Source organism: Laceyella tengchongensis, assembly GCF_900182735.1.
Taxonomy (GTDB): Bacteria; Bacillota; Bacilli; order Thermoactinomycetales; family Thermoactinomycetaceae; genus Laceyella; species Laceyella tengchongensis.
This window is the reverse complement of the sequence record NZ_FXTU01000014.1, coordinates 1-11,622: the sequence shown is the minus strand read 5'-3', so window position 1 is coordinate 11,622 and position 11,622 is coordinate 1. Positions and strand designations below refer to the sequence as shown.

Genomic DNA, 11,622 nt, shown 5'->3' with positions numbered 1-11,622 from the left:
CCCCGAAGCTTATCGGAGTTCGTCCCGTCCTTCATCGGCTCCTAGCGCCAAGGCATCCACCGTGTGCCCTTAGTAGCTTAACCTACTAGGTTTATCCGGCATATCGCTATGCCGCTCGGTATCTCCTCGGTGATTTGCAACATCGACGGTCAAAGAAGGATCTCCTTCTTAACCTCGTTGCTTTATTCCATATCTAATTTTCAAGGTGCGTTTCTCTTTGTCACCGCATCGCGGCGACAAGGAATAATATATCATGACTGAAATACAAATGCAACCCTTTTTTCTCATTTTTTTTCACGAGTCAAAACCACATGAATTACAAAAGAGATATAGGGCAATCAATACGAGGCAATCTTTGTCGAATGCTTTGCTCCCACTTATGTTCCTTGAATGATTGGGTCTTATATGATAAAGCTTCGTATTTATAGAGACCTCTCGCAAACGCATTTAGCACAAATCATCAAGGATCGGATCGAATGTGAATAAGAGCTGCCTGGTCAATCGACTCGGTAGGTAGAAGCGGCAGAAAAACCTTTTCCCATAAATCAAAATCGAATGCGAACTGTATTGGAGCCAGTTTCCTATTCATCAGACACGCCATAGCAATAACAAGACAAAAAAATAGCTTAGCTTTAATCATATAAAGCTAAACCGGAAACATCATTTATTTAATGTTTGCAACAATCTAAGTAGTTAGCATAGAATACTCTTTAAATTATTTCGGTGTTCCATCGTGAGCACGCAGATACCCATCTGCTTGGCAGTAGGCAATTCCACTACAGGACATATAAATTGTAACAGGGCCTACTGGAACATATTTATCTCGCCGATTAATACGCTGATAAACTCTTCCGTTAAAAAATGTTTCTATTCATCTGATAAAAAAACAAGGGGGTTCACCCCTTGCCTTGACAAATTAGATGGATCATCTCATTCTTTTTTCAGTGTGTTCGCTCATGGATAAGTGATTACTTCCTAGGTTGAAAGCAAAGTCACCTTCTTTTTATGCTCCTCTTTCTCCAATAGTTCTTTCACCTTTCTATCGATTTTCTCTATTTCTATCCCCGGATTTCTCCACCAATTTCGACTCCAAATCCGTTGAATGTTCCATCCTCTTGACTCTAGGAACTCTTGCCGATATAAGTCACGCTCTTTTGCATGCGGAGAGCGGTGATAAGTCTCTCCATCACATTCGACTCCCAAGATATAGCGGCCTGGATCCTTTGGATGAACAATTCCAAGATCAATCCGGTATCCTGAGACTCCAATCTGAGTATCAACTTCATAGCCAATGCTTCGTAAATAATCGCATACTTCCACTTCAAACGGAGAGTCAAACTGGTCATCATGATACTGCTTCTTGGTTTCTGACTGGGGGTTAATTCGATTTAAAATACTCAGGACTTGCTCTTTATTCCCTTCAGAAACAGCCTTGGCGTATTCCAAGTAATGACGGAATAGTTTAGGTCCTTCATGTTTTGTTCCAGCTACATTTAGTTCATGCGGATCAATACTTGCGACCACAAGAATTTTCTCTTTTGCCCTTGTAATTGCTACATTTAATCGGTTCTCTCCCCCCTGTATATTGAGAAGACCAAATCGGTTATAAATTCTTCCTTCTTCATTAGGAGCATATCCAACAGAGAAGATGATAACATCCCGCTCATCCCCCTGTACGTTTTCGATGTTTTTAACAAAGATGCGTTCATCCAACTCCCTCTTCATCGCTTCTTCATATAAAGCGGAAAAGTGGGGATCCTCCTTGGCTCGTTGATCGATCAACTGCAAAATCTTATCGTGTTGTTTCACATTAAATGTGATAATCCCCACTGTTTGATCGGGATGCTTTTCCAATTGCTGTTTGAGCTGATCAACAACCATCCTTGCTTCCTGCTCGTTACATTGGTTAATCCAATGCCCATCCACCTTAATCCAACGAATGGCTGGCGTTGAATGATGAGCAGATACATTGGGTACTACCTGCATTTTTCCATGATAAAAGGCATGATTGGAGAAATGGATCAATTCCTCAAACTTGGAACGGTAATGATACTGAAGCATCCGCACAGGATATATCCGTTTAGCTAGGTTAAGCAAGCTTTTTGACTCTTCCATTTCAAAATCCATTTCATCTTCGTCTTCATCATACAAAGAAACGCGAAACTGTTCGAATGGCTGCAACTGCTTTTCATCCCCTGCGATTACTATTTGCTTTCCACGATATACAGCTGGCAATCCACTTTCCACAGTACACTGTGATGCCTCATCAAAGATTACTAAATCAAACAAACCCTGGCTTAAAGGGAACATAGCAGAAACGGTTTCAGGCGAAGCCAACCACACAGGGAGGAGCTCTAATAATCCTTTCTCAGCAAAGTGTTTGACTAATCGACGCACAGGCCAAATCTGACGTTGCTTTCCTGTTTGATGCCGTAGCTCTCGAAAAGCTTTTACATGACTTTGCAATGATTGGTTAATATTCATAACCATGCGTTCTTGAAGAACCTGTAAGGCTAACTTCTTTTTTTCAAGCAGAAGTTTACCGAATTCTTCCCGAATCTGCTGATACTCACCCGTTGATACGTTACTTAGATATGGATGTTTCCGTTCAATTTCATCAATCCAAAATAGATAAAAGGATTGTTTGACGGCATCCACCCACTTTTCAGAAAGCTCTCCTTCCTGGCCCATCTCCTTCTGTTTTAACCTATTGATGAGCTTTTGCACAGTGGGAGTAGCCTCAAAATAACAGCGATCCATGGCTTTGAGGTCATCAAAGTCACGTGAAATAGCTTCACGGATCTGTAACAGCGTACGCTGTGGAATTTTCCCTTCAGCTAATTCTTTTTGTATCTGTTTAAAAAAATCATCGTCTAAAATCTCTTCTAAGAAGCGGATATGTTGTTTTAGGGATTGGGTGATCTGAGCAATTTCATACATTAAACGCAAGCTTTCTTGAATGCGGGGCCATTCTGTAGAAGAAATCCCTTTAAACTTCTGCCCATTTAATAATTCTTCAATCACGCTTTTCCCTGTAAAGGAGGTCCACCACCACAGCCGCAACTTTTGTAATGTCTTCTTTTCTTTTGGATCTAAATCATCGTAAATTTTAGCTAAGCGATCACTGTTTAACCATAGGTAAGCAGGAGTGATTTTCTCATGATCCAATTGGTTAAGTTTTCGGATTGCAACATCTGCTTTTTCTAAAGCAAGTTCCAATTGCTCAACCAGATGAGTCTGATCTCTTAGCTCGAGATTAGCTAGGGATTTTCTTCTTCTTAGGATGTACGCTTCTTTACCAAAACGTTGCTGATAAGTACCATACCTCGAGATCGTCGAGAGCATATCATCTAACTCATCTCGATGCACACTTTTCGATAAGTCGGAGACCATGATGGTTTGAACGACATCATCTTGTTTCTTAGCTCGCCCATATAGTTCATATGCGCTAAACCCACATGATTGCCGTTCATGCAACCCTTTACAAATGGCATTGAGCTTCTGCTCACGCTCTTCTATTCGCTTGCACAAATGGCGCAAGGAGGATTCTTTTCCTTGGATTTGAGTAACTGTTTCGGGAATGAGCTTATTGATTTTTTGATATAATCCGCTCCGGTCCTGTTTTTCGTCATGAATTAAGGCCACATAGGAAGTCAAATCGATACTATCTAACCGTTGGTATACAACATCCAAAGCTGCTCTCTTCTGACAGACGACAAGCACTTTTTTCCCATTGGCTAACGCATCAGTAATTAAGTTTACAATGACTTGAGATTTACCCGTTCCCGGAGGACCATGCACCACTAATCCTTTTGTGGTACGCGCTGTATGAAGAATCGTTTCTTGAGAAAAATCCGTTGGCAAGATAAAGAATTGTTCTTCTTCTTTTGCTGGTTGAATCTCTTGAACCTCAATCAGCTCCTCCCGTTGGGAATCCGGCATAGGATCGTAGGTATGATCTTCATTAAAATGAATGAGCTCTTGTATAAAGGGTAATGGTTGTTTTGTCGATAAGGCGATTAATTCATCATAATCCCGGATCAACGACGAATTACCTTGTGGGAAGCTACCTAATATTGCATAAGGTTCAATCTTGAGTGGCTGATCTTGAGGAAGGGTTTCCCTGCGATACGTTTGAAGTGGTTTTAATCCTTCTTCTGCACAGGTTACGTTGATGTTATACTGACTTAACCATTCTGCCCATGAGGACAAGTTCGCTTTATCGATCATCTTCCACTGCGCACTATCCTCAAACATACTCTCTTCAAACGTAGCTTGATGAAAACGTCTGAGTCCTAAAAAGAGTGTGCGATTTAATTGTGGCTCAGAATCTGGAAAAGAGTGCAATTCCCAATATAAATTACTTCGATCCTTTCGTTCTAAGCGAACCGGATATAAATACAATGGGGCTTGAATAAAAGAACCATCCCTTAAGTTACCTGATAAGAAAGGATAGCCTATGTATAAATCATACAATCCCGTTTCATCTTCGATTGCCTTCATATTGCGATAAAGATGGGTTAAGCTATGTGCTACAGTTTGTAACTGTTTTTCAGTTAAAGATGAGTGAGTAAGCACCATTTTCTTTTTACCAGTCATCACTTGATCTAAAATCTGTTTTGACCGTGGTGCGTTCTCTTGGTCTAACGCCGTTAGGTCGAAGACCCATTTACTTTGTAGCCTAAGTAGCCGTAGGGAACGATTTCTCCGGCTCAGATCACTTAATCGATCCTTCAGGCGAATTAGCTTTTGTTCCATCTTATCCCCTCCGATCTTTATGGTTGCTCGTGTATTTGGTTTTGAACGGGTTTTTAACCAGCTCTCACCACTTCATACCCAATGACAACAAATCTGATTATTTGCGGATTAAATCTATTCATGGATATACAATTACGAATAGCAAAGCAGAGCATTTCATGATTTTGTATATGATTGTTTCTCTTTACAATATAATATTTCACTAATAATAAGTAAACGAACGAATAGGCTAAATGTTAAAAACAAGTAACAAAGGTATTCTATTCAACATCCAGTGTTGTGGCATAGTGGGAAGAAATCGGCAATCCGTTTCAACCATCGACTGGAACCGAGGCGTACTTGCATGAGGTGAATAATGCCGCGCTCCAGCAAGGATTGCAAGCTAATTGTCGTTTAAGATCGTTGGTCGATTTTATGGTTCCATCTTGAGATGCAAAGCCAAATCGACACAAAAAATGAAGTGCCTGACTGTAGTCAGTTTGCACTTCATTTTCTTAGTTACAACAAGTTCTCCAAAGTTCTATCATTCAAAGCAAACGACCTAAAGATGAATGTCAAACCTCCTTGGTTAACGATTTGTATTCACAAAACGCCGCAAATAAATAGTTTCATTATAAACATATCGGTTTGTATGCCAACGCTTTCTCCACTATTTCTTCCTGGGTGAGACCATCGTCACTCCTGTTGCCCTTAAACTTTTCGTCCGGGTAAAAAATCAGGTTTGAAGCATTGGGCATAGGTACATGAATATCAAAGAGTTCCATATAATAGTGCGTTTCAATTCCATATGTTTCAACATCCATAGCCCTGGTGACTATTTCAATCAACTCTTCTGTCGTGATATCCTCCACTTTACTTGGAACAGGTAATGAAGCAAGATCAACAAACGTTTCTAAATCCATGGCTTCCTGATGCATAAAGTCAACATCGATATAATCTTTTCCTGTTAGTTGGTTAAACTCTTCTATCTCTTTATCAACAGGTTGTTTCGTTTCCAACAAATGGATAATCCGTTGAACTTTTGATCTGATGACGCTTTTCCACTCTGGAGATATTGGTTTCAACTCCAACTCTTTTCGAAGTTTCAATAACATTCCTCCCGCATGCCAAGCAACACTTAATCACTGCTTTACAACCAATAAAAGAATAACATATTGTAATATTCAAATGACCCCAAGGAGGCATGCATCATGAAAGATGATTTGTTTAACGAAACCGTTGATGTGAGGTATGATTTTTGGAAAAAGATCGGAAAAATAGATCCAGATGTGTTGACCCACCTCATCAATCCAGCTTTTAGGGGCGGGCCTAGATGGCCGGCATTGAGACAAGCTTTTGTGAAAATAGAGACTCCGAATTCCGTCATTTGGGCAAGTGACGGCTTGTCTGATCCGTTTGATGATGTTGAGGAACCCAACCAAGGATTTTCATTGGAGTGTTACCTTGAATCAGACGATCCTGCCCTTCGTAAAAACATTGCTGAACTCGATCAAACATGGCAATTTCAGTTGCTATACGAAGTTGCTCAAAACTTTGCTCATCATGGAGGCGTAAAAGAGTTATTGGAGCATCATGGTGTTTTGTCGATGGAGTTTTCGTATATTGATGTACCAGAACCTTTCAGTGATGAGGAAGGCCGCGTAGGTGTCTTGCTCGGTCTTGAATCTGAGCAAATTCCAACCAGTATCATCGGTCCAGCCAGTGATATACGTTTGGTAAGCATCAAAATACTCACCTCACAAGAGCTGCAATACATATTGCAACATGGTGCCGCTGGAAGAAAAAAATTAGCTGAGTTATTTCGTGAACAAGGATCTCATCATCTGTCTACGCTTAATAGAAATCCCGTAGTATAAGAAAGTTACTATGGTAAATAGCAAATAGAAAATGCCAGGACTATTAGGGCGTGTCTGATGAATAGGACAGCGGCTCCAAAACCATTTTCTCATTCGCTTCACGCATGGCGAGGCGCTCCTCGAGAAAAGGTTTTTTCGCCGCTTCTTCCCCAACAACTTAATTTGCCAGACACACCCTAGTGATTGGCTCTGGCATTTTCTTTTCCATGGATGATGCCTTTAATTTTTTGTTGTTGATACCCAATAATGATCACGCGAGCTGACCCCGATTGAAGTAGAACAGCGGCTCTCATTCGCTTCACGCGTACGAGGCTCACCTGGAAAAGGTCTCTCCGCCGCATCTACCCAGTTAAAAAATGCTATCAGAGACGTAGTAAATTTTCTGCGTATTTTGCTTATTCACCGGGTCTGTAACGATCGTAAAATAAACGTTCCCGTTCTTTGTCTGTACACCCTCGATTTCATGAGTTCCTACATTGGTAATTTTCACAAGGGTTTTGTATGCTCCCGTGTTTGACATCATGGCGATTTGCGGAGTTTGGCCTTCTGCGCCACCTGACGTATAAATCTCCGTATTACTGAGCATATCAACGCCTTGGAAAGAACCGTTCGGTCTGACTATGCCACTGCCCGACTGCGTAAAGCTGCCAACACAGGCGCTCTTCGCCTCCGCGCTATTCATCTGTACCTGTTTATTACTGTCAAGAAGCCGGTTTAATGCCACTGTGTCATAAATAGACCAAGTTACGGTTCCTTGTGCTGTTTGTACTCGGAAAATCGTGTAGTTACTATTGCCACCGCCATCGACACGGTACGTATCACCTAGTCTTGTACCGGCCTTATTGGCGTAATTCATATAGGTAAACCGATGAAGATCTGTATAATCATATTTCGCGCCGGGCGAGTATTGAAGTCTTGCCACTTGCAGGGACCAGTAATACGACGTTGAAGGATCTGCTTTCGAACTGAAATAAAAATAATTTTTACCATTGTATGTGTACATGTCTAATGTTTGGCAATGACCCGCATTGGTGACAGTCATTTCATCAACGTATGTAGCGTCACGCCCATTAATGAGCAATCTTGAAAGATAGCATGTTCCCCCAGACCGTTGCGTTACGTAAATATACTTGGAAGCGATATAAGCTTTCTGAACAGCCACATTATGCTTAAGTCCTTTGAGGTTGTATGCGAGTGTTGCCGACGCATTAACCGTCTTCCCTGGAGTGGCCGCAAATGCGGGCAAAGCAGTCACCATCGAAATAAGCATCGCGAGAATAACGGAGGTGAATAATTTCAACTGGCTTTTCACTCGAATTTGAAACATGAGCAAAACCTCCATCAAAAATGATAGTATCATGGATTCATCTCACTGAACTCCTCACGGAAACTGCACCTAAAAAGTTATTCTCATGGCGAATCTTTTAATTAAATCATAACAGAACACTTCCTGTGTTGACAAATTATTTAAAAAATTATAGCTACATAAGCACATCCGCCTACTAGCTCATTCTACAAACAACGCTTTGTACATGTTACACTCTTTTTGGGTAATGAATTTTTGATCATTATCATCATTGCGTTTCATTTAGTCTCTCTGATCTTTATTTGTTAAAAATGGGTGGTAAAATGAGAAAGCATTTCAAAGGGTTTTGGCTACCATTCGATCAATATACCAATCCCATTTCTGTGACGGATGAAATGATTGCTCAGGCAGAACAAACGTTGAATTTCAAACTTCCCCGTTCTTACATAGAACTAATCAAAACCAAAAATGGCGGAATTCCTGTCAACTCTTGCTTTCCAACAATGGTTCCAACCTCTTGGGCGGAGAATCATATTGAAATCGAAAAAATCCGTGGCCTTGGAGGAGATGAAGGCATTGATTCCGAAGATGTCCGAAGCACTGATAAAGATTGGGGTTATCCCATTCATCTAGGATTTGTAATATGCGATTGTCCATCAGCTGGTCATGATGCCGTCATGTTAGATTATAGTCAATGCGGAAAAAATGGTGAGCCCCGAGTTATCCATGTTGATGTTGAAAATCCCGATCATCCTAAGATTACGATCCTCTCAAAGGATTTCAAAACCTTCATCAATGGATTGGTCAATTGTAAAAAATTCGAAGAATGAAAAAAACGCCTTATTAAAGGCCCTGAGAATGTTGACAAACCCTGCGAATCAACTTTGTTGATCGCAGGTTTTTTGAGGGATATAAACAATTAATGGATGAATATCAACCCATATAAACTTAAAACCACCTCCCTTACCTGCTCTCGAAAGCAGCATAGCCAACTTTTTTATGTTTTGAGCCACAGGGCAGTATAATTCTTTACATTTCTCAGCAATGAAGGAGAAGTCGATCGTTTCATAAATTTTCCGTAACAAGTGATCTCGTGGAACTAATTCTTCTATGTTAACCAGTTCTGGTTGATGTTCTTTACTCGGATTTGTTCTAAACATAGAAAAAACTCCTTATAGAGTGTTTTTTATTGATTCGACAAAAAAGGCTGCTGACCCTGCCTTTCAAGGCAGTTTGTCAGCAGCCTCAGCGCCTTTAATAAGGCGCTTTTAATCATAGTAAGATCATAAGTAATTCGTGACATCTGCGAGTTTCAATCCCACTATGGTTCCAACTAAACGGGGATTAGAAACCTGGGAGGTTCATAGATTGCCATTCAAGATATTGTTTTTGGTTAAAACACCTTTAAGAGGAGACACCATACCAAACCCTTGGGAACCATAAGAGCCTAATCCGCTTTCATAAATCACCTGATGCATCTTAGTCGAGGTTTCAATAACCAAGGGGATTTGATACCCCTTCAAATTTTTCTCTTTATATCGAGTGAGGACGGCCGCTTTTTTCAAATTAAATTTCTCGGGGCGATAAAGTTGGATGCGCAATATCTCCTCCTCGGGAAACTCTTCATTCCAGCGCAAAGTATACCAGTTTTTCAACGAGTAACGCATACTGTCATAAAACTGGCTGTCCAGTGGATGACAATAGATGACTTGCCCGTCAATCTGTGTTGGAACCACAATCGATCCTAACGCCTGATACACCATCTTGCGCTCAAATGGTACTGGCGGCAAAATTCGCACATCTGCCAGCGGAAATATGGCATCATTTAAAGATAATTGTCCCACTCTCCAAACCCCTTCAATAAACCGTTGCACGATCTCCGGCTTGATCGAATCCAACTGGAATGCAAGTGACCCTTTTACCTTCATGGCGGATTTCAGATTAATCCTGGAGGTGAAATAGCAGCGAGAAAAGACAAAGGGTTTATACTTCTTCCCACGATGCTCCAAGCCTGTGTCATGCAACCATTGTGCAAGATCGGGATCCGCTTGCATCACACAGTGATAGATAAAGCTGCTAATCGGATAATTCAAGTCGTAAGGCAATAACATTTCTTCAGCAATATGAAACGTCACTTCCACTCTCATAAAAAAACACACCTTTCTCAATACCATGATGGTTGCAACTCAAAACCAAGCTTAACCACTTTAATTGTACGGAAATTAGTGAAAACGAGTAATGCACCACTTCTTTTATAACGTCGTTTGCCGTATGCCACATTCAAGGATCACATGATGATCCGTTGATAAGACGTTATACTCTTCGCACCTTGCTCTATCTGGGATAAAAAAACCGCCGAGCAAAACTCTCCCCGATTCAAACTTGTAATCGTCTCTATTTTATATCTATTTGTCTACAATAGAATCTAGATTATGTTATATTGAGACGGCTCGTTTGCAAATGATCTTTCCTTATGGAAGATCCTCACAAGCCACACCATCTCCATCTTCATCCAATCTATGTGGATCTGCAGGGGCAAATTGATCGAAAAACGCTTGCGCTTCCTTTTGCGTTTTAAAATCGCTACAGTCCTGATCTGGGATATTGGGGTTGGGCTCACCTTTCGCAAAGCCGTGAGAAGGTACTGGTGCATTCGACGGTGACGATGACCCACACCATTTATCCCGATTAAAACCTTTGTCGCCTACATAGCCGGGACATTGCCATATTCCTTTTTTCGCGTTTTGAGCTATCTTTTCAGCCTTTCGATACGCACCCAAATGCTTCTTCGACTCGTATATGTATCCCACTCTGGCCAGTCCTTCTTTAAGAATGATTTCCTGTACGCTCTTGCCGTCTACGTAGACATGAGCCAGTAAACGATGATACTGATCACGCTTCGCAACATCCCACTCTAAGGATACTTCTTTTGCCTCCGACAACAGCTTCTCCACAAACGCTTTCGCTTCAGGACCAAGAGGCTGCTTGCCTAACTCGGGATGCGATGTTTCGGGCATGTCGACGAGAAGGAAACGGACCGATTCCACCTTGCCATCTATCTCAAACTTAGCTGTATCTCCATCTACAATCTCAACAAACTTGACCACTTCCCTCCCCGAATTGATAACTGATGATGTCTCGGTCACACAACCAGGCAACATGAACAAAGTGAACAAGAGAAGAAATAAACGCAGTTTCACCCTATCCCTCCTTCAGCACATTCATATTCATCTTATCAAATAGCTCGTGTGCGTTCATAAAAAGATGCTGCGGCGCTCCACTTATCTTCTTAAATAAAGCACTTCTTCCGTCTACGTAGGAAAATGTACGTTCACCCCGGCATAATCCGCATCGGTATATTTCAGTCATTCTGTTTTCTTGCTGCGCCCATATATTACAAAAAAAACCACCTCTGCATAAGCAGAAGTGGTTTTGGGCGCATTCCCTGAAAACTAAAGAGTGAGTATCACGTGACCCAAGAAAATGATCGATGATGCTCTGAAAAGAGCTCCTTAGAAAGGAGGTGATCCATCCCCACCTTCCGGTAGGGATACCTTGTTACGACTTCACCCCAATCATCTGCCCCACCTTCGGCGGCTGGTTCCGTAAAGGTTACCTCACCGACTTCGGGTGTTGCAAACTCTCGTGGTGTGACGGGCGGTGTGTACAAGGCCCGGGAACGTATTCACCGCGGCATGCTGA

General features: G+C 41.5%; 7 protein-coding genes, 2 rRNA genes and 1 pseudogene. 2 read left to right on the top strand and 8 right to left on the bottom strand.

Annotated elements, in window-relative coordinates; genetic code table 11:
- The 3 genes from QQZ12_RS16495 to QQZ12_RS16485 all read right to left on the bottom strand — a co-directional run.
- Window positions 1-83 (bottom strand): 23S ribosomal RNA (locus QQZ12_RS16495); the annotation flags it as partial.
- 892 nt (window positions 84-975) lie between these two features.
- Complete coding sequence (locus QQZ12_RS16490; RefSeq protein WP_284724674.1) at window positions 976-4,758, bottom strand: AAA domain-containing protein; 3,783 nt, start codon at window positions 4,756-4,758, stop codon at window positions 976-978.
- A gap of 611 nt (window positions 4,759-5,369) precedes the next feature.
- On the bottom strand, window positions 5,370-5,846 hold the full coding sequence (locus QQZ12_RS16485; protein ID WP_102992689.1) for a bacteriocin immunity protein: 477 nt from the start codon (window positions 5,844-5,846) through the stop codon (window positions 5,370-5,372).
- A 102-nt stretch (window positions 5,847-5,948) separates the two neighbouring features.
- On the opposite strand from QQZ12_RS16485, the gene QQZ12_RS16480 reads away from it, so the two are divergent.
- On the top strand, window positions 5,949-6,614 hold the full coding sequence (locus tag QQZ12_RS16480; RefSeq protein WP_284724673.1) for a suppressor of fused domain protein: 666 nt from the start codon (window positions 5,949-5,951) through the stop codon (window positions 6,612-6,614).
- A gap of 349 nt (window positions 6,615-6,963) precedes the next feature.
- Here QQZ12_RS16480 and QQZ12_RS16475 read toward each other — a convergent pair whose 3' ends face one another.
- Entirely contained in the window at window positions 6,964-7,941 is a 978-nt protein-coding gene (locus QQZ12_RS16475) for a helveticin J family class III bacteriocin (RefSeq protein ID WP_102992691.1), read from the bottom strand.
- A gap of 302 nt (window positions 7,942-8,243) precedes the next feature.
- Here QQZ12_RS16475 and QQZ12_RS16470 point away from each other — a divergent pair, with 302 nt between their 5' ends.
- Complete coding sequence (locus QQZ12_RS16470) at window positions 8,244-8,750, top strand: SMI1/KNR4 family protein (protein ID WP_102992692.1); 507 nt, start codon at window positions 8,244-8,246, stop codon at window positions 8,748-8,750.
- Window positions 8,751-8,936: 186 nt separating this feature from the next.
- On the opposite strand, the pseudogene QQZ12_RS16465 reads toward QQZ12_RS16470, so the two are convergent.
- The 4 genes and pseudogenes from QQZ12_RS16465 to QQZ12_RS16450 all read right to left on the bottom strand — a co-directional run.
- Window positions 8,937-9,080 (bottom strand): annotated as a pseudogene (locus QQZ12_RS16465) (transposase); the annotation flags it as partial.
- 201 nt (window positions 9,081-9,281) lie between these two features.
- A complete protein-coding gene (cas6, locus tag QQZ12_RS16460; protein WP_284724672.1) occupies window positions 9,282-10,067 on the bottom strand; it encodes a CRISPR-associated endoribonuclease Cas6 in 786 nt (261 codons plus the stop codon).
- A gap of 324 nt (window positions 10,068-10,391) precedes the next feature.
- Complete coding sequence (locus QQZ12_RS16455) at window positions 10,392-11,120, bottom strand: thermonuclease family protein (RefSeq protein WP_284724671.1); 729 nt, start codon at window positions 11,118-11,120, stop codon at window positions 10,392-10,394.
- 316 nt (window positions 11,121-11,436) lie between these two features.
- Window positions 11,437-11,622: ribosomal RNA gene (locus QQZ12_RS16450) — 16S ribosomal RNA — on the bottom strand; the annotation flags it as partial.